This is a genomic window from Stenotrophomonas sp. AG209, from assembly GCF_003550055.1.
In the GTDB taxonomy this organism is placed as follows: Bacteria; Pseudomonadota; Gammaproteobacteria; order Xanthomonadales; family Xanthomonadaceae; genus Stenotrophomonas.
This window is the reverse complement of record NZ_QXDB01000003.1, coordinates 24,421-41,721: the sequence shown is the minus strand read 5'-3', so window position 1 is coordinate 41,721 and position 17,301 is coordinate 24,421. Positions and strand designations below refer to the sequence as shown.

The following is a 17,301-nucleotide window of genomic DNA, read 5'->3' as shown; positions in this document are numbered from 1 at the left end:
GCGTCAGGTACTCCGGGGTGCGGCGGCGTCGAGGTTGGCATCCAACCAGTCGGCCAGGCCGATGAGGGTGTCGAACTGCAGGTCCGGCTGCAGGTGCGGATGGGTCCAGGTGGCTGCTTCGCGGTTGATCCAGCACCCGCGCAGGCCGGCGGCGATCGCCCCGGCCACGTCCATCTCGGCATGGTCGCCGACATGCAGTACCTGTGCCGGCGCCACACCCAGGCGGGTGCAGGCGGCGTGGAAGATGCTTGCCTCGGGCTTGGCTGCGCCGTGCTCGCGCGCGCCCAGCTGGAAGGCGAAATGATGGGCCAGGCCGATCCGCTCCAGATCGGCATTGCCGTTGCTCAGCGCTGCCACCGGCACCCGCGCGGCAATCCGCGCCAACGCATCGATCGCATCGGGGTAGCACTCGACCTGGTTGCGTGCGGCGTAAAACACTTCATACGCCGGTTCCAGCAGATCGAGACTGGCGCCGCTGCCGTGCAGGGCTTCGTGCAGGGTCAGCCGGCGCAGCGCGCTCAGGTCGTGGTGGAGGTGCGGATGGGCGTGGTACAGGCGCTCGCGCAGTTCGCGCATGGCCGCCACCGGATACATCTCGGCGGTGGCGGGGCTGTGTTCACGCATCCACGCGTGCAGGACCAGGTCGATGCGGGCGCCGATCGGAGCGAACGGCCACAGCGTGTCGTCAAGGTCGAGAGTGATGGCTTGGACGGGAAAATTCACCCCGCCATTCTACGCCTGCCCGCGCGGGCTTTCATTCCAGCAGGCGTGCCCAGCCCTGCATGCCGTCCAGCCGTGCCAGCACCAGCTTGATGCAGACCAGCAGCGGCACCGCCAGCAGCAGGCCGATCATGCCCCAGGCCCAGCCGAACACCATCAGCGCCAGGATCAGCACCAGCGGCGACAGCTTCATCCGCCGGCCCAGCACGATCGGGGTCACCATCTGCCCTTCCAGGGTGTGCAGGGCCAGGTAGGCAGCGGCCGGCAGCAGGGCCTGCAGCGGGTCGCGGAATTCCACGAAGCCCATCAACAGCATCAATGCCACGCCGATCAGTGGGCCCACGTACGGGGCGAAATTCAGCAGTGCAGCCACGGTGCCCCACAGCAAGGCTTCCTGCAGGCCGATGCCGAACAGCATCAGCACGCCGGCGAACACCAGCCCGACCAGGGTGTTGATGACGCTGATGGTCAGCACATAGCGCGAGACCTCCCGCTCGATCGAACGCAGGATGTCGGTGGTGAAACGCTGCTGCTGGCGGTTCGGGAACAGCGCGATCGCTGCGCGCTGCAGGCTCTGCCCGTAGATCATGAAGAACAGGGTCAGCAGCACCACCGCCAGCACCGACGCGGCCAGGCGCGGCGCACGGGTCAGCATGCGGTACGGATCGTCCAGCTGGGTGCGGATCACCTGCACCTTGTGGTTGCTGTCACCGCCGGCCACGCGGGCGAAGTTTTCCGCGGCCTGGTTGGCCTGCTGCACCGGCTTGGTCAGGTCCTGCACCTGACGGGCCACTTTGCGCAGCTGCTGCGGTGCTTCCTGCGCCCATTCCATCGCCGGGCCGATCAACTGCACCGCCAGCGAACCGGTCACGCCCAGGCCCGCACCGAGGATCAGCAGGGCGCCCAGTGCGCGCGGAATCCACAGCTTCTGCAGCAGGCGCAGGATCGGGTTGCCGACCAGTGCGAAGAACATCGCCAGCAGCACCGGCAGGATGATGTCCTGCGCGGCCCACAGCGTGTAGCCCACCGCCAGGGTTGCCAGCACCACCAGCGACATCGGCCCGCGCGGGCGCGAGGGGGGCGGCAGCGGCGCTTCCGCATCCTGCGGATCGGCCGGTGACGGGGACAGGAGGGACTCGCTCATCGACGCACCAACCGGGAAGGGGAGCGCATTATCCGCCGGCCGCGATCGGCGCGGCGGATTCCGTGGATCAACGTTCGGACAGCTCGGTGGCCGCTTCGGCCGGGCGCGGTTCGCGCAGTTCCGGTTCGGGTTCCGGTCGCGGTGTGGGCCGTGCGTCGGAAGCGGAGGCCGCCGCCTGTGCCTGTTCGCTGGCATCGTCGGCTTCTTCGGCCGCGTCGTCGGCGCTGGCTGCCGCCTGCGCCGCCATCGCCGTGGCGAACGCCGCCTGTGCACTGGCGAACAGATTCGAGACCGAACCGACCATCTGCAGCCAGCGGGCACCGTTGACCTTGCCCGGCACTTCCAGCTTGCCGGCAATAAAGCCACCGGCCAGGCCGACCACCACGATGCGCAGCGGCGACCAGCCCTGTCGCCAGACCTGGCTGAGCGTGGACCAGTGGTCCTGGGTCTCGACCAGGCGCACGGTCACCACCTGTTCGCAGCGTTTCACCCGCCGCTGCAGCGCACCGAACTTCATGGCTTGCCCTCCGGCAACTGCACATCGGCATCGGGGTCATCTTCGCTGGGCTCGTCGAACAGGCCCAGGCGTGACAGCTGGCGCCGGGTGGCGTGCATGCCGGTGTGGTGGAAGAAGTAGGACACCCGCCAGATCGCATAGCCGGTGACGGCCAGGCTCAGCAACGAGGTGATCAGCAGCGCCTGCAGCCAGCTCAGGCCCCAGCTCTGCAGCAGGGCGATGAGGGTGGCGGCCATCAGCAACCACGCCGACGCACCGAACACGATCGCCACGCCGGCCCAGGCCAGCGCACGACCGAACGCGCTGCGTGCCAGCGCGAAGTCGGCCGAGGCCAGGCGGCGCAGCGACCGCAGTGAATGCTTGGCCGAATCGGCAGCGGCACGACCGGCCGCGCCGACCTGGCGGATGCTCTCATCCAGCGGCGGGGTGGCCGCCGGATCAGGGGCTTGCGCGTTGTCTTCGCTCACGCCGCGGCTTACTTGTCGCTGCTGCCGCGGGCCAGCTTGGCAATGATCCAGCCGGCAGCGAAGGCGACGCCGAACGAGGCCAGCGGACGCTCACGGATCAACTCGGCAGCGCTGTCGATCAGGTCCTTGCCCTTGTCCATCAACGCGTCGACCTGTTCCTTGGCAGCGGCACCACCGAATTCGGCGGCGGCCAGGCCAGACAGCGCGCTGTCGGACAGTTCGGCCTTGACGTTGGCCTTGCCGATGCGCAGTTCGTCGGTCGCGGCACCGGTTGCGCCCTTGATCGCACCGCCGGCGGCCGTGGCGGCCTGCTTCAGGTGGGAACCGGCTTCACCCAGGTGTTCCTTCAGGTTCTCGGTATTGGTGGGGCTCATCGAATCACTCCTGTTGCGATGGGGGAACGGGTGTCGGCGGTGCCGACCTGGACTGACAGCAATAGCATTGCCGGGGTATAGGGGGTGTTACGGCAGGGCGATCAGCGCATCACGAGCTGGCCCTGCTGCTGGCCATTGTTGCGCAGCACGCGCACCACCAGGGTCGGCGGGCGTTGCTGGAAATTGGCTCGCCAGCTGGCCAGGTCGGCGAATTCACCCACGGTGGCGTCGGTGATGATGTCGCCCTGCTGCAGGCCGTTGGTCGCCGCGCGGCTGCCGCGCTTGACCTCGCTGACCAGCACGCCGCCGACACCCGACTGCCGCAGCGACTCGGGCAGGTCGACGAAGGTGGCACCGGTCAGCCGCGGGTCCAGGCTCTCGCCGGTGACCGCACGCGCCTGTTCCTTCAGCGTGGCCTTGATATGCAGCGGCTTGCCTTCGCGGCGGACGTCCAGCGCCAGCGGGCTGCCGACCGCGGCCAGGCCTTCCACGTTGTGCAGGGCTTCGGCGCTGTCCACGCGCTGGCCGTTGGCCGAGACCACCACGTCGCCCGGCTTCAGCCCGGCCGCAGCAGCGGCCGAACCGGCCAGCACGCGGGTGATCAGCGCACCCCGCGTTTCGCCCAGGCCCAGCCCCTGCGCGATCTGCGCGGTCAGGTTCTGGCTCTCCACGCCCAGCGTGCCGCGCACCACCACGCCGTGCTTGACCAGCTGGTCGACCACGCTGCGCGCCAGGTTGGACGGAATCGCCAGGCCCAGGCCGATGTTGCCGGCCATGCTGCCCTGCGGGTTGAAGCTGGCGGTATTGATGCCGACCAGCTGGCCCTGCAGGTCGACCAGCGCACCACCGGAGTTGCCCGGGTTGATCGATGCATCGGTCTGGATGAAGTTCTGGTAGCCCAGGCCACGGATGCCGCTGCGGCCCACCGCCGAGACGATGCCCGAGGTGACCGTCTGGCTGAAGCCGAACGGGTTGCCGATGGCCACCACGAAGTCGCCCACCCGCAGCTGGTCGCTGTTGCCGAGCTTGATGTCGGTCAGGTTCTGCGCCGGGATGCGGATCAGCGCGATGTCGGTATCACGGTCCGAACCGAGGAACTCGGCCTTCACCGTGCGCCCATCGGCCAGTGTCACCTGCACGTCATCGGCGTTCTCGATGACATGGTGGTTGGTCAGCACCAGGCCTTCCTTGGCGTCGATGATCACGCCCGAGCCGAGCGATTCGTTGATGCGTTCCTGCGGAATGTCCGGGAACAGGCGGCGGAAGAACGGGTCGTTGAAGAAGGGGTTGCGTACGCGCACCACCTGCTTGGTGTTGACGCTGACCACTGCCGGCATCGCCTTTTCCAGCATCGGCGCCAGCGACGGCACCGCCTGCCCGGCCACCGCGGCCGGCAACGCGGCCGTGGTCGGCAGCACCGCTGGCAGCGGTGCTGCGTCGGCACGGTTGTCCAGGTGGGCATTGATGCCGGTGGCAACGAAGCCACCGAAGGCGGCGGCGATTGCGAGCGTGAGCAGGGTGGGAAGCGGTCGCATGGGAGTCGGTTCGCTGGCGTGGGTGGGGGCGGTTCGGCCCTACGGTAAAACAAGCTGAATGAGTGTGTCGCGATCTGGATAAATGCGCCATGAAAACCGCAGGCCGAAGAAGGCGGGTGCGGAGGCTGGCAGCAAGGCTGTGGCGACACCCGCACAGGCGACGCCTGCATCACCGAAGACGATCGCTGGGCGCGCGGACACAGACCGATACTTGCGCAGTTCCGCGCAACCGGGTGCCGCAATGCGCCACAACACGCATCGGATGCCGCATCCATGCAACGGCACGCAACGGCCATCTTCGACCACGCGGTGGATGTGGCGTAGTCCTTAAAAAAAGGGGTTTCCTGTGAACCCGCCGCTCCTGCGGCAGTGGTGGGCTACACCATGGCCGTCGCATCAGATGCGATTGCTGGCGCGTGCCCCGTTCCACGATCGTCAATGTCGGTATAGCATCGCCCCGTTTTGATACTTAAGGCCCCCAGGAGGGCAACATGAGCAACGGTAATGGTGTGTCGGTCGTGACCGACGCCGTCGAGAACGTCAAAGAAGCCGCCACCAACGTTGGCGAGACCATCGCCCACGCTGCCGAAGACGCCGTGAAGTCGGTCAAGAAGACCGTCAAGCGCGCCACCAAGGCTGCCGGTACCCGCGTTGCCAAGGCCAAGAAGGCTGTGGCCAAGGTCGAGAAGACCGTTGCCAAGAAGGCCGAGAAGGCCGCCAAGTCGGTCGGCAAGACCGTTGCCAACGCCAAGAAGAAGCTGGAAGCGGCCAAGAAGAACGCCAAGGCCGAAGCCGCTGCCCTGAAGAAGGAAGTGGCCAAGAAGAAGGCCGCTGCCGGCAAGGCTGTGACCAAGAAGGCCGCTGCCGCCAAGAAGACCACCAAGGCCGCCACCAAGGCTGCCGGCAAGAAGGTCGCCACCGTGAAGAAGGCCGCCACCAAGAAGGCCGTCGTCGCGAAGAAGACCGTTGCCAAGAAGACCGTTGCCAAGAAGACCGCGGCCGCCAAGAAGGTGGTCGGCAAGAAGGTCGCTACCGCCAAGAAGGCCGTGGCCAAGAAGACCGTCGCCGCCAAGAAGGTCGCTGGCAAGAAGGCCGTGGCTGCGAAGAAGGTTGTCGGCAAGAAGGTTGCCGCCACCAAGAAGGTCGCCACCAAGAAGACTGCGGCCGCCAAGAAGGTGGTCGGCAAGAAGGCTGCTGTCGCCAAGAAGGCCGTCGGCAAGAAGACCGCCGCTGCCAAGAAGGTTGTCGGCAAGAAGGCCGCCGTCGCTAAGAAGGCGGTGGGCAAGAAGGTTGCCGCCACCCGCAAGACGGTCGCCAAGAAGGCTGCGCCGCTGAAGAAGGTCGCCGCCAAGAAGGCTCCGGCCAAGAAGGCCGTGCGCAAGGTCGCCAAGCGCAAGTAATCGCGCCGCGACCGAAGGCCCTGCCACCCCACCGGGTGGTGGGGCCTTTCGCGTTTCTGGGGCAAGATGCAGGTTCTTCCTGCAGGAGCCCCGGGCATGCGTGGTATCGACTTCAGTTCCTGGCAGGGCGTGCTGTCCACGTTGGCCGGCCTGGTCCTGATCACCCTGCTGGGCGTGGGCATCCGCCTGCTGGTGATGCAGACCCTGCAGCAGCGCCGCGAGCGCGAGAACCGGCAGATCAATGAACGGCTGCGCACGCTGATGGCCGCCTACAAGACGCTGGGCGGTTCGTTCACTGGAGAACTGGGCGTGGATCCCAGCCATCGCCGTGACCTGCGCCAGCGCGAAGATGCCGAAGGCATCGCCGAGCCGCGCTCGGACCGTGCGCGGCGCATCCGCGATGCGGTCGAGGCCGCGCTGTCGGACATCCTGCTGCTGGGCACCGACGAACAGGTACGGCTGGCCGCGCGCGCGGCCAATGAACTGGCGCAGGGGCGACCGGTGCACACCCATGACCTGGTGGTCTCGCTGCGCGATTTCGTGCGCGAAGCACTGGACCTCGCCCCGATTCCGGCCGACCTGCAGATTCCTCCGCAGGGGCCGACCCGGCCCGGTGCCAGCGGCGGCGGCAAGGGCCGCAACGACGGCGATGCCAAGGGCGGCCGTGCGGGTGGAGGCGGCGGTGGCGGCGGAATGGGGGCCGGCATGGGCGGCATGGGCCTGGGGGCCGGCGCCGCACTGGGCGCCGGCCATGCCGCTGCCAGCGATGACACGGACGCGCGCTGAGCGCGTCCGCCGGGTTCAGCGCGTCAGCTCGTAGAGCGGCACGAAGCCGCCGTAGATCATCCGCGCGCCGTCGAACGGCATCGGATTCTTCGCTGGATCAAACCGCGGGTCCTCCATCATCTTCTGCATGCCGGCGTCGCGGGTCGGCTTGTCCGGCCATTCGATCCAGGAAAACACCACCGTCTCATCCGGCGTGGCTTTCACCGCGCCGAAGAAATCGGTGGTCTTGCCGTGCGGTACGTCATCGCCCCAGCACTCGACCACGCGCAGCGCGCCGTACTCGATGAAAACGGGATCCCCAGTGCGTGCGTGGGCGAGGAACTTCTCCTTGTTGGCGGTGGGTACCGCCAGGACGAAACCATCGATGTAGCTCATTGCCTGCCTCCGGATGGACCGCGCCGCATGCACGGCCTTCAAGTACACGACGAACCAGCGCGTCAGGGATCGACATCCCGCGCGCGCCTGTTCAGCCCGGGCCACCGGGCAGCGGCGCCAGCACCGTCTCCGGCGGCTCCCGGCCGGCCAGGTGACGCACGAAGTAGTCCCACATGCGGTGCGTGTAGGTGGCGTCGTTGCGGAACAGCTCGTGGTCCTGCCGGGCCAGGTACAGCAGGTCGTAGCGGCGCTGGGCCGTGTTGAGGGCCGCAGCCAGCTGCAGGGTCAATGCCGGTGGTGCGTTCTCGTCCAGTTCACCGTAGACCAGCAGCAGATGCCCGCGCAGGTTGCCGGCCAGCGCTGCATTGTCGAGTCCGGCAAAGGGCACCGGCACGCCATCGGCCATGGCCGTGGCCGGCAGCACGCCCCCGAACAGCCGATCCATGCCGTGCAGCGCGCCGCCGTACATGCCCTGGAAGTTGTGGCTGCCGGCAGAAGCCACGCCCACCTTGTAGAACGCCGGGTAGCGCAGCAGGGCGCGCGCGGCGCTGTAGCCGCCGAATGAATGCCCGTAGATGCCGACCCGCTGCAGATCGATGCCCCGGTAGCGTTCACCCAGCTGGCGCAGTGCAGCCACGTGGTCATCCAGCTGCACATCGGCAGCGTGCAGGAAGCTGCTGTCATGGAACGCCTTGTCACGGCCGCCGGTGCCGCGCGCATCGATGCTGACCACCACGAAGCCCAGTTCGGCCAGGCTGGCGCGCGAGACGGGATTCAACGCCGATACGGCTTCGGCATAGGTCACCGGCGCATTGCTGATGAAGGCACCGCCGTACATCGCATCGATCACCGGGAAGCTGCCGTCATCGCGATAGTCGCGGGGCAGGTAGACGGTGGCGAAGATCGGCGTGTGCCCGTCGGCGGCCAACAGGCGTTCGCGCCGCGGTGGGCGCCAGCCAGCGGCAATCACCGCGTGGTGGTCCGCCTCTTCCACCACCATCACTTCGCGGCCATCATCGCTGGCACGCAGCACGGTGCGCGGCGGCTGCACGAGGCTGGAGACGGTATCCACCAGATAGCCCCCATGCGGCGACAGTGCCTGCGGCGCGCGTCCCCCGAACAGCGCACCGGTGCCGGCATCGGCCAGATGGTCGCTGCCATCGGCAGCCAGGCGCTGCACCGGTCCGCCGCGCAGCGGAACCCGGTACAGGCCGCGCACGTAGGGATCGCCGCCCTCGACACCGCCGGCGCTGAAATACGCCCAGCCGTGTGCAACGTCCACGCCCAGCAGGTCACGCACCGCCCAACGGCCACGCGTGAGCTGGCGCAGCACCTTGCCGTCGGACAGGCGCACCCGGTACAGATGGCCCCAGCCATCGCGCTGCGAGAACCACACGGCCGTGTCCTGCCCGGGCAGGATCGCCACCGCTGGCCGGTTGTACGAATACACGTTGAGCTGCAGGCGGGTATCGCTGGCCTCCTCCAGCACGGTGCGCAGTGCACCGCTGCTGGCCTCGATCTCCACCAGGCGCAAGCGCCGTGGCGCGCCGAAGTGCGCGATCACGGCATACAGGCGGCCACCGTCCCAGCCCAGGATGCCGGCCTCGCTCAGGATGTTCCAGCCTTCGGGCAGCGTGATGTCGTGCTGCCGGCCGCTGCGGGTATCGACCACATACAGGCTGTCGCGTACCTGTTGTGCGTCGCCCAGCAGCCCCAGCTTCACCGTATGCACGCGTGGGCGCGCGCTGTTGGCCGGCGTGCTTTCCAGATAGGGGTAGTACTGCAGTGCACGTTCGTCGTAGCGGATGCCGGCCACGTAGCGGCCGTCCGGTGACCAGCCGACCGCGAACGGCCGTGCCGGCATCCGGCCCTGGCGGCGTGGAATACCGCGCAGGGTGAAGTCCGGCAGTACGCCATAACCATGGCCGGGTTCACCGCCGGTGGTCAGCCCTCGTGCTGCCATTCCGGGCGACTGCAGCCACAGATTGTGGTCGCGCATCTGCAGCCAGGCATCGCCAGCGGGCGAAGGCAGTGCATCTGCCGGCGGCATTGCATCCTGCGACCGCACGCAGTGCCAGCGTGGCCATTGGCAGTCGATCGGCATCTCACCGCTGAAACGCAGGCGCAGGCCATCACCCATCACCTGCACGCTGGCCAGGCGCAGGCGTGGCCCGCTGGCTCCGAAGGGCGCAACCACAGTGTCCAGTACGGCCGGCTCGAACAGGATCTGGCGGGTGGCCTGTGCTGGATCGACCAGGACCGCCTGGCGTCGGCCCTGCGTATCTTCGCGTTCGTACCAGAAGCGGCCATCGGCCAACCAGTTCGGCACGATCGAGGCATTGCGCAGTGCACCGCGCAGATGGCTGTCGTGCACGCGTTCGGCGCGCTGGTAGTCGGCGGGCTGCAGCGGCTGCGCCGATGCGATGGAAAACACGCCGGTGAAGGCCAGGATGGCGGCGCAGAACGGGAACCGCAGCGGGGCAGGCACGTGCAAGGCAACCTCCTGTTGCAATCGTCGGCGGGGTTCATATGCACGCGCGCCGCGCGCGTATGCCAGACGCAGCCTGAATCAAGGCAAAAAATTCAGCAATGCGAAGACTGCTGTTTTCAGGGAGCGTTGTGGCGAATAACGGAGAATTTACATTCCCGATGCGATGGCGCCCTGGCGCTGCTGCACACCATAAGAAAGTAAAGGTGTACCCCCATGAAGAATTCGCTGATTGCTCTGGCCCTGGCCGCTGCCCTGCCGTTCACCGCCTCGGCTGCTGAGAACCTGTCCTACAACTACGCCGAAGCCGACTACGCCAAGACCGACGTCGATGGCATCAAGGCGGATGGCTGGGGCGTGAAGGGTTCCTACGGCTTCCTGCCGAACTTCCACGCCTTCGGCGAATACAGCCGCCAGGAAATCGACCACACCAACCTGAAGGTTGACCAGTGGAAGATCGGTGCCGGCTACAACGTTGAAATCGCTCCGAGCACCGACTTCGTTGCCCGCGTTGCCTACCAGAAGTTCGACCCGAAGCACGGTCTGGACTTCAACGGCTACAGCGCTGAAGCCGGTATCCGCACTGCCTTCGGCGCCCACGCCGAGGTCTACGGCATGGTCGGCTACGAAGACTACGCCAAGAAGCACGGCGTCAATCCGGATGGCCAGTGGTACGGCCGCCTGGGCGGTCAGGTCAAGCTGAACCAGAACTGGGGCCTGAACGGCGAGCTGAAGATGAACCGCCACGGCGACAAGGAATACACCGTCGGCCCGCGCTTCAGCTGGTAACTGCTGCCCCGGCGCGATTCCGCGCTGGAGACGCTCCAACAGGCCCGGCATTTGCCGGGCCTGTTGCGTTTGCGCCGTGGCAAACCGGAATGCCATCTGACTGGCGGGCTGCGCGGGCCCGGCATTGCAAGGAATTGGATTCCGCCGCTGCGGGCACCGACCTACGGTGGATGTCCCATGTTGCCTGGACATGCCGCGATGCCACCGACCCTCACGCCCCTGCTGGCTGATCGGCCACGACGCCTGGCGTTGCTGGACCCGCACCCGGTGCTGCGGTTGGGGGTGGAAGTGCTGCTGCGCCAGCACAGTGGCGTGCAGGTGCGGGTAAGCCTGTCCAGCGAGGCGCACCTGCTGCAGCTGCTGGCGCGCAGCCCGGCATGTGTCGACCTGCTGCTGATCGATGCGTTGCCGATGGGTGACCTGGGTGATGGATTGGCCCTGTTGCGCGTGCTGTCGCAGCGCTGGCCGGCGCTGCCGGTGCTGGTGCTCTCGGCGCACTGCAATGCCAGCACGGTGGCCACCGCGATGCGTGCCGGTGCGCGCGGCTTCCTGTCCAAGTCGACGCCACCGGACCTGTTGCTGCGCGCCATTGATGTGGTCGCCCGGGGAGGGCGCTTCGTGCCACCGGAGCTGCGCGCGGAACTGAACCTGCCGCGCACGCGTGCACGCAGAATGCCGGCCCCGGCACTGGCGCCGTTGAGCCAGCGCGAACGTGAAGTGCTCGGGCTGGTGCTGAAAGGGGTCAGCACCAGCGAAATGGCCCTGCGATCGGGGCGTTCGGCCAGCACGATCAGCTCGCAGAAAACCTCGGCCTACCGCAAGCTTGGCATCCGCGGAGACGGTGACCTGTTCCGCTTCCGCCACCTGCTGGAATGCGGATGAGCGGCGTTACTCGCCCTGGTACTGCTTCTCTTCCACCAGTGCCGAACCAGCCACGCGGTTGATCTCGTTCTTCACCTGCACGCGCTCGCCATTGGTGCCATAGACACCGCGTGCCAGCTGGATGAACGCCTCGTCGAACACCTGGGCCGCTTCCTTGTCGCGCAGCTGGTCCTGGATGTCCCACATGCGCTCGTTGATCGCCTTCAGCTGCTGCTGCAGCGCGGCCAGCGCCGGCTGTGCCTGCAGCTGCTGCTGCAACAGGGGCAGCAGGCCGTCCAGCTCGGTGCGCACGTTGGCCAGCTTGGCGGCATCATCGATGCGCTCGGCCTTGATCTGGAGAATGGTGATCTTGTCGATCAGCTCGCCGATCGATACCGGGGTCAGGATGGCGTCCACGCGGTTGGTTCCTGGAAACAAGGCGCCATGATACCGCGCCGTTGGCGCGTGGCCCCGATCCACGGGATTTACGCCGAATTTGCGCCGCGGGCCGGGCGGCACCCTCGATCCGTTACGGCCACGCACTGGACACTGCCGTCCCGGCGGTGCGACCGCCTTCGACGAGGAACACAGTGCAGTGAACAGCAAGGGGATGATGGCGGCGGTGGTGGCCGCCCTGGCAGGGCTGCTTGGCATGGGCAGCGCGCAGGCACAGGTGCAGGTCAGTGGCAGTGCTGCATTGACCAGCGATTACGTGTGGCGCGGCAGCTCGCAGAGCGATGGTGACCCGGCGGTGCAGGCCGGCGCGAAGATCTCGATCCCGTCGGGCTGGTATGCCAGCGTCTGGGGTTCCAACGTTTCGTTCAAACCGGACAATGGCGCGCGCAGCGAGTTCGACCTGGTGGCGGGCTGGTCCGGCGCGCTGGCACCGGACTGGACACTGGACGCCAACCTGACCCGCTACATGTATCCGGGTACCGGCCGTGCGCTGGACTGGACCGAACTCAACACCACCGTGACCTGGAAGCAGCGCGCCTGGCTGCAGGTCGCGCATTCCAACGATGCGCTGGCCGGTGGCCATCGCGGAACCTATGCCCAGCTGGGCGTGCGTGTGCCGCTGCACGAACGCGTCCGCCTGGAAGCAGCGGTGGGCCAGTACTGGCTGGCCACCGCGCAGGGCCCGGACTACCTGCATGGCCAGCTCAGTGCCATTGCCACGCTGGCGCCGGCATGGGAGCTGCGCGCCACCGTGCATGACACCGACAACGCGGCCAAGCGCCTGTTCCCCGGCAATGCCGGTGGACGGTGGGAGCTGGCACTGCAGGGCAGCTTCTAGTTCGACGACACCGCCTGGCGCGCACGCAGCGCGCCAGGCAGCCACAGCAGCAGGGCCAGCACGGCCACTGTGGCACCCGCCACGCAGACGCCGGTCCAACCGTAGCGCTGGTAGACCTGCGCCGACAGCAGCGAACCCAGCGAACCGCCGATGAAGTAGCCGGTCATGTAGCCGGCATTGAGCCGGTTGCGTGCCGCCGGTTGCAGTGCGTAGATCAGGTTCTGGTTGCTGACGTGCAGCAGCTGTGCGGCCAGGTCCAGCACCACCACGCCAACCAGCAGCGCCAGCAGCGAGTGGGCCGACAGCCCCAGTGGCAGCCACGACAGGAGCAACAGCACCAGCGCGATGGCGGTGGCACGACCGGTCTGGCCACGGTCGGACATGCGCCCGGCCAGGCCCGCAGCCAGCGTGCCGGCGGCACCGACCAGCCCGAACAGGCCGATGGTGGCATCGCTGTAGGCGTAGGGTGGCTGCGCCAGCAGGAACGCGAGCGGGGTCCAGAAGATCGCGAACATGGCGAAGCTGCAGGCGCCCAGCAGGGTGCGCTGGCGCAGCACCGGCTCCTGCACGAACAGCACGCCGATCGAGCGCAGCAATGCGAAGTAGCCGAGGCCGGCACTGTGGTGGAATCGCGGCAGGCCGCGCTGCAATGCCAGTGCGGTCAGCACCAGGGTGCCGGCAGCGATCGCATACACCAGGCGCCAGTCACCCAGGCTGGAAAGCAGGCCGGCCACGGTACGCGCCAGCAGGATGCCCAGCAGCAGGCCACTCATCAAGGTGCCGACCACGCGGCCACGATGTTCCGGCGCGGCCAGCGTGGCGGCGAATGGCACCAGTACCTGTGCCACCACCGAAAACAGGCCGGTGATCGCGGTGCCCACCAGCAACCAGGCCAGCGACGGTGCGCAGGCGCTGATCACCAGGCCGCCAGCTGACAGCAGGCTCATCACCACGATCAGGCGGCGGCGTTCGAACAGGTCACCCAGCGGCACCAGCAGGATCAGTCCGGCGGCGTAGCTCAGCTGCGCGGCGGTGACCACCATGCCGACCTGGCCGAACGGCACGCCGAAGGCATCGGCGATGGTGTGCAGCAGCGGTTGCGCATAATAGTTGCTGGCCACGGCCACGCCGGTGGCGACCGACATCAGCAGCACCTGCCAGCGGTGCAGAGGGGGGAGGGACGGGCTCACGCGGTGTTCCAGGAAGCGGGGTGCACAGTGTCCGCCTGCTGCGGTCATGATGGAAATGAATCATCATCATCCCTGTCATCTGAAAATGAGATGGTTGCGTGAATCTCAAGCAGCTCGAATTCGCCGTGGCGCTGGCCGAAGAGGGCAATTTCACCCGTGCCGCCGAGCGCTGCCACGTGGTGCAGTCCGCGCTCAGCCACCAGATCGCCCATCTTGAACAGGAACTGGGCACAACGCTGTTCGAGCGCCTGCCACGCCAGGTGCGGGCCACCGCCGCCGGCGAGGCGCTGCTGGTGCACGCACGCCAGGTGCTGGCCAGCCTGCGCCATCTGCGTGCCGACGTGGCTGCCGTCAGTGGCGAGGTGCGCGGGTTGCTGGCGATCGGGCAGATCTCCTCGCTGACCGACATTGATGTGGTGGCGATGCTGGCGGCCTTCCAGCAGGCGCACCCGCAGGTGGAGTTCCAGTTGCGGGTGGACAAGAGCGAGGATCTGATCGCGCAGGTGCAGTCACGTGCGCTGGACGTGGCGCTGGTCGGTCTGGCGCCGTCGGCAGCGCTGGACGGTGTCTGTCACCGCATGCTGCAGGAGGAGGATCTGGTGGCGGTGCTGGCGCCATCGCATCCGCTGGCCGGGTGCGAACGGTTGCCCTTGACCGCGCTGCAGGATGAAGCGCTGGTCGACTTCCCGCGCGGCACCGGTGCGCGCCGGCAGACCGATGATGCCTTCGCCGCCGCGGGGCTGCCGCACACGGTGCGTTTCGAGGTCAACCTGATGGAACTGGTCGAGCGCTTCGTCCGCCATGGGCTGGCAGTCGGCATCGTGCCGGCGTTGATCGCCGAAGGCTTCCGGGGCGTGGTGCAGATTCCACTGCAGCCGACCCCGACCCGGCGCGTGCACCTGGTCTGGCAGCGGCTGCCGACGCCGGCCGCGCGCGCCTTCGTCGAGGCCGTGCTCAGCCGCGCAGGCGCAGGCTCAGGCCCTTGAGGAAGTTGCGCAGCATCTGGTCCAGGCAGCGCCGGTAGTTGGCGTGGCCGGGCTGGCGGAACAGCGCGCCGACTTCCGACTTGGACACGTTGAAGCCGGCGCTGGCGAAGATCTCCATCAGGTCCACGTCGCGCAGCTGGAAGGCCACGCGCAGCTTCTTCAGTACCAGGTTGTTGTCGATGCGGGTTTCCACCGCACGCTGCGGCTGGCTCTCGTCGCGACCGCGCAGGTGCACGATCAGGCCGTCGAGGAAGTGGGCCAGCGCGCTGTCGTTCATCGCCTCGAAACCGGCTTCGTCCTCGCGGCGCAGCCAGGCCTTCACCTGTTCGGCATCCACGGCGAAGGCCGGGTCGGCCATCTGGCACAGGGTCACCACGTGCTGGTCACCCAGGTCCAGGGAGTAGCGCACGCTGCGCAGGACATCATTGTTGATCATGGTGCAATTGTACCGGTCACCCCGCAGCTGGGGTCAGGTCCCTTTGCGGAGCAGGGGGATCTGACCCCGGATCTGGCCGATCCGGCAACACAGAGGCCAACCGACGGTGCCAGAATGGGGGTCTGGTTTTCCCCTGGAGTTGCCTGATGACCCGCACTGTCCTGATTACCGGCGCCACGTCCGGCTTCGGCGCCGCCGCCGTTCACCGCTTCGCCCAGGCCGGCTGGAAGGTGATCGCCACCGGCCGCCGCGGCGAACGCCTGCAGCCGCTGGTCGAGCGCTACGGCAAGGACGTGGTGCATGCGGCCGCCTTCGACATCCGCGATCCGATCGCGATGGAAGCGGCCCTGCTGGCGCTGCCGCCGGCCTTCGGCGAGATCGATCTGCTGGTCAACAACGCTGGCCTCGCACAGGGCACCGCGCCGGCGCAGAGCGCCAAGCTGTCGGACTGGACCACGATGATCAACACCAACATCACCGCGCTGGTGACCCTGACCCATCGCCTGCTGCCGCAGCTGGTGGAGCGCAAGGGCGCGATCATCAACGTCTCGTCGGTGGCCGGCGTCTACCCGTACCCGGGCGGCAACGCATATGGTGGCACCAAGGCCTTCGTCAGCCAGTTCTCGCTGGGCCTGCGCTCGGACCTGCACGGCACCGGCGTGCGCGTGACCACGATCGAGCCGGGGATGGCCGAGACCGAGTTCACCGTGGTGCGTACCCATGGCGACCAGGCTGCGTCGGACAAGCTCTATACCGGCGCCAATCCGATGACCGCCGAAGACATCGCCGAACAGATCTTCTGGGTGGCCACGCTGCCGCCGCACCTGAACATCAATCGCCTGGAGCTGATGCCGGTCAGCCAGTCGTTCGCCGGATTCCAGGTCGCCCGAGAGGGCTGATGGCCGTTTGTAGCGTCGAGCCATGCTCGACTGCTTTCAACAGAAGCCGAGCATAGGCTCGGCTCTACACAGACAAAAAAAAGCCGGGCAATGCCCGGCTTTTTCATTCACATCGACAGACTCACTGCGCCTTGATCGCCATCGCCTGCAGGCCGGTACCATCCAGCTTCTGCTTCGCTTCAGACAGTTCGCCGGCGCTGCCGTACGGCCCCATGCGCACGCGATACACGGTCTTGCCGTTGATCTGCGCCGACTCCACGCGTGCCGCCAGGCCCATCATGGCCAGCTTGGCCTTGGTGGCTTCGGCATCGCCGGACGCACCGAAGGCACCTGCCTGCAGGATGTAACGCGCGTTGTCGGCGGCCACCGGTGCGGCCGTGGTCGCCGGCGCGGTGGGCGCGGTTTCCGCACGCGCCGCCGGGGTGGCGGCCGCCGTGCTGGTCGACGCCGGTGCGGTGCTGGCCGGCGGGGTTGCCGTGGCCGGGCGTTCGCTCAGCGGTGCCGGCAGCGGACGGTTGGTTGCGGTCACCGGTGCGGTGCTGGCAACGCTGGCCGTTGCGGTCGGTACCGGCGTGGCCGTGCTCGCCGGCGGTACCGGCTTGCCCTCCAGCGCGGCCTGCGCGCGCGATGCTTCGGCCTTGGCCCGGCGCTGGTCCTCGGCGCGCGCGCTGGCGGCCAGTTCGGCGTCGGACATTTCCACTTCCTTGCCCGGCAGCAGGGTGTAGAAGTCGTACTGCGTCGCGGCGGGCTTCTCCGGTTCGGCCGGCTTCGGCGTGGCCGGCTGCGCGGCCGGCTGGCTGCCGACATCACTGTCGGCATCAGCGACCGGGGCCGGCTGCGCGTTCGGGTTCGGCTGCGGACCGGCGCGCAGGAAGCCATCGCCTTCGCCCTTGAACAGGTTCGGCGCCGCCAGGAACACCACAGCGGCGATCGCCACACCGGCCACCAGCCACACCCATCCGGGTGTGCCCTGGTTGCTGCTGTTGCGTCGTGCCTGGGTTTTGCCGCGTCGTGCTGCCATGTGTACTGCGTCTCCTGAT

The 17,301-nt window shown here is 67.6% G+C and carries 19 protein-coding genes; 7 read left to right on the top strand and 12 right to left on the bottom strand.

Annotated features, from left to right (window positions below; translation table 11 throughout):
- Positions 1-3: 3 nt before the first annotated feature.
- The 6 genes from DFO63_RS15280 to DFO63_RS15255 all read right to left on the bottom strand — a co-directional run bounded on the left by DFO63_RS15280 (position 4) and on the right by DFO63_RS15255 (position 4,757).
- Positions 4-723, bottom strand: coding sequence for an HAD-IA family hydrolase (locus DFO63_RS15280; protein WP_119007288.1), 720 nt, complete (start codon positions 721-723; stop codon positions 4-6).
- Between the two features lie 31 nt (positions 724-754).
- Positions 755-1,864, bottom strand: a complete 1,110-nt coding sequence (locus DFO63_RS15275) for an AI-2E family transporter (protein WP_049444574.1) — start codon at positions 1,862-1,864, stop codon at positions 755-757.
- Positions 1,865-1,931: 67 nt separating this feature from the next.
- A complete protein-coding gene (locus DFO63_RS15270) occupies positions 1,932-2,381 on the bottom strand; it encodes a hypothetical protein (RefSeq protein WP_049444577.1) in 450 nt (149 codons plus the stop codon).
- A complete protein-coding gene (locus DFO63_RS15265) occupies positions 2,378-2,848 on the bottom strand; it encodes a phage holin family protein (protein WP_004153834.1) in 471 nt (156 codons plus the stop codon). Before DFO63_RS15265 ends, DFO63_RS15270 begins: the two co-directional genes overlap by 4 nt.
- A gap of 8 nt (positions 2,849-2,856) precedes the next feature.
- Positions 2,857-3,222 (bottom strand): hypothetical protein, encoded by a 366-nt coding sequence (locus DFO63_RS15260; protein ID WP_004153835.1) that lies wholly within the window; start codon positions 3,220-3,222, stop codon positions 2,857-2,859.
- Positions 3,223-3,323: 101 nt separating this feature from the next.
- A complete protein-coding gene (locus DFO63_RS15255) occupies positions 3,324-4,757 on the bottom strand; it encodes a Do family serine endopeptidase (RefSeq protein WP_119007287.1) in 1,434 nt (477 codons plus the stop codon).
- 491 nt (positions 4,758-5,248) lie between these two features.
- Between DFO63_RS15255 and DFO63_RS15250 the strand changes: the two genes are divergently transcribed.
- Both DFO63_RS15250 and DFO63_RS15245 read left to right on the top strand, forming a co-directional pair.
- A complete protein-coding gene (locus DFO63_RS15250; RefSeq protein ID WP_119007286.1) occupies positions 5,249-6,157 on the top strand; it encodes a histone in 909 nt (302 codons plus the stop codon).
- A gap of 96 nt (positions 6,158-6,253) precedes the next feature.
- Positions 6,254-6,943: a hypothetical protein gene (locus tag DFO63_RS15245; protein ID WP_119007285.1), complete on the top strand. Its 690-nt coding sequence runs from the start codon at positions 6,254-6,256 to the stop codon at positions 6,941-6,943.
- A 15-nt stretch (positions 6,944-6,958) separates the two neighbouring features.
- Here DFO63_RS15245 and DFO63_RS15240 read toward each other — a convergent pair whose 3' ends face one another.
- On the bottom strand, positions 6,959-7,318 hold the full coding sequence (locus DFO63_RS15240; RefSeq protein WP_014035685.1) for a DUF1428 domain-containing protein: 360 nt from the start codon (positions 7,316-7,318) through the stop codon (positions 6,959-6,961).
- Positions 7,319-7,409: 91 nt separating this feature from the next.
- A complete protein-coding gene (locus DFO63_RS15235) occupies positions 7,410-9,812 on the bottom strand; it encodes a prolyl oligopeptidase family serine peptidase (RefSeq protein ID WP_119007284.1) in 2,403 nt (800 codons plus the stop codon).
- 210 nt (positions 9,813-10,022) lie between these two features.
- On the opposite strand from DFO63_RS15235, the gene DFO63_RS15230 reads away from it, so the two are divergent.
- Positions 10,023-10,595, top strand: coding sequence for an Ax21 family protein (locus tag DFO63_RS15230; protein ID WP_014035687.1), 573 nt, complete (start codon positions 10,023-10,025; stop codon positions 10,593-10,595).
- Between the two features lie 177 nt (positions 10,596-10,772).
- The gene (locus tag DFO63_RS15225) at positions 10,773-11,477 is read left to right on the top strand and encodes a response regulator transcription factor (protein WP_119007283.1); all 705 of its coding nucleotides are present in this window, start codon (positions 10,773-10,775) and stop codon (positions 11,475-11,477) included.
- A 6-nt stretch (positions 11,478-11,483) separates the two neighbouring features.
- Here DFO63_RS15225 and DFO63_RS15220 read toward each other — a convergent pair whose 3' ends face one another.
- Positions 11,484-11,873, bottom strand: a complete 390-nt coding sequence (locus tag DFO63_RS15220) for a DUF6165 family protein (protein ID WP_119007282.1) — start codon at positions 11,871-11,873, stop codon at positions 11,484-11,486.
- A 178-nt stretch (positions 11,874-12,051) separates the two neighbouring features.
- On the opposite strand from DFO63_RS15220, the gene DFO63_RS15215 reads away from it, so the two are divergent.
- Positions 12,052-12,750 carry a TorF family putative porin gene (locus tag DFO63_RS15215; RefSeq protein WP_119007281.1) on the top strand — a complete coding sequence of 233 codons (699 nt, stop codon included), beginning with the start codon at positions 12,052-12,054 and terminating at the stop codon, positions 12,748-12,750.
- On the opposite strand, the gene DFO63_RS15210 is transcribed toward DFO63_RS15215, so the two are convergent.
- Positions 12,747-13,988, bottom strand: a complete 1,242-nt coding sequence (locus tag DFO63_RS15210; protein WP_119007280.1) for an MFS transporter — start codon at positions 13,986-13,988, stop codon at positions 12,747-12,749. The genes DFO63_RS15215 and DFO63_RS15210 overlap by 4 nt on opposite strands.
- Before the next feature lie 50 nt (positions 13,989-14,038).
- Between DFO63_RS15210 and DFO63_RS15205 the strand changes: the two genes are divergently transcribed.
- Positions 14,039-14,926, top strand: a complete 888-nt coding sequence (locus DFO63_RS15205; RefSeq protein WP_049444591.1) for a LysR family transcriptional regulator — start codon at positions 14,039-14,041, stop codon at positions 14,924-14,926.
- Here DFO63_RS15205 and DFO63_RS15200 read toward each other — a convergent pair.
- Positions 14,895-15,362, bottom strand: a complete 468-nt coding sequence (locus DFO63_RS15200; protein WP_107231535.1) for a DUF1456 family protein — start codon at positions 15,360-15,362, stop codon at positions 14,895-14,897. The two genes, DFO63_RS15205 and DFO63_RS15200, sit on opposite strands and share 32 nt — an antisense overlap.
- Before the next feature lie 146 nt (positions 15,363-15,508).
- Here DFO63_RS15200 and DFO63_RS15195 point away from each other — a divergent pair, with 146 nt between their 5' ends.
- Complete coding sequence (locus DFO63_RS15195) at positions 15,509-16,261, top strand: SDR family NAD(P)-dependent oxidoreductase (protein WP_119007279.1); 753 nt, start codon at positions 15,509-15,511, stop codon at positions 16,259-16,261.
- 121 nt (positions 16,262-16,382) lie between these two features.
- Here the strand turns inward: DFO63_RS15195 and DFO63_RS15190 are convergent, their stop codons facing one another.
- Positions 16,383-17,282, bottom strand: a complete 900-nt coding sequence (locus DFO63_RS15190) for an SPOR domain-containing protein (protein ID WP_119007278.1) — start codon at positions 17,280-17,282, stop codon at positions 16,383-16,385.
- Positions 17,283-17,301 lie beyond the last annotated feature (19 nt).

Coding starts and splice junctions, on each gene's coding strand:
- DFO63_RS15275 (WP_049444574.1), bottom strand. CDS start 1,864: ATGAGCGAGTCCCTCCTGTCCCCGTCACCGGCCGATCCGCAGGATGCG.
- DFO63_RS15270 (WP_049444577.1), bottom strand. CDS start 2,381: ATGAAGTTCGGTGCGCTGCAGCGGCGGGTGAAACGCTGCGAACAGGTG.
- DFO63_RS15260 (WP_004153835.1), bottom strand. CDS start 3,222: ATGAGCCCCACCAATACCGAGAACCTGAAGGAACACCTGGGTGAAGCC.
- DFO63_RS15255 (WP_119007287.1), bottom strand. CDS start 4,757: ATGCGACCGCTTCCCACCCTGCTCACGCTCGCAATCGCCGCCGCCTTC.
- DFO63_RS15250 (WP_119007286.1), top strand. CDS start 5,249: ATGAGCAACGGTAATGGTGTGTCGGTCGTGACCGACGCCGTCGAGAAC.
- DFO63_RS15245 (WP_119007285.1), top strand. CDS start 6,254: ATGCGTGGTATCGACTTCAGTTCCTGGCAGGGCGTGCTGTCCACGTTG.
- DFO63_RS15240 (WP_014035685.1), bottom strand. CDS start 7,318: ATGAGCTACATCGATGGTTTCGTCCTGGCGGTACCCACCGCCAACAAG.
- DFO63_RS15230 (WP_014035687.1), top strand. CDS start 10,023: ATGAAGAATTCGCTGATTGCTCTGGCCCTGGCCGCTGCCCTGCCGTTC.
- DFO63_RS15225 (WP_119007283.1), top strand. CDS start 10,773: ATGTTGCCTGGACATGCCGCGATGCCACCGACCCTCACGCCCCTGCTG.
- DFO63_RS15210 (WP_119007280.1), bottom strand. CDS start 13,988: ATGACCGCAGCAGGCGGACACTGTGCACCCCGCTTCCTGGAACACCGC.
- DFO63_RS15200 (WP_107231535.1), bottom strand. CDS start 15,362: ATGATCAACAATGATGTCCTGCGCAGCGTGCGCTACTCCCTGGACCTG.
- DFO63_RS15195 (WP_119007279.1), top strand. CDS start 15,509: ATGACCCGCACTGTCCTGATTACCGGCGCCACGTCCGGCTTCGGCGCC.
- DFO63_RS15190 (WP_119007278.1), bottom strand. CDS start 17,282: ATGGCAGCACGACGCGGCAAAACCCAGGCACGACGCAACAGCAGCAAC.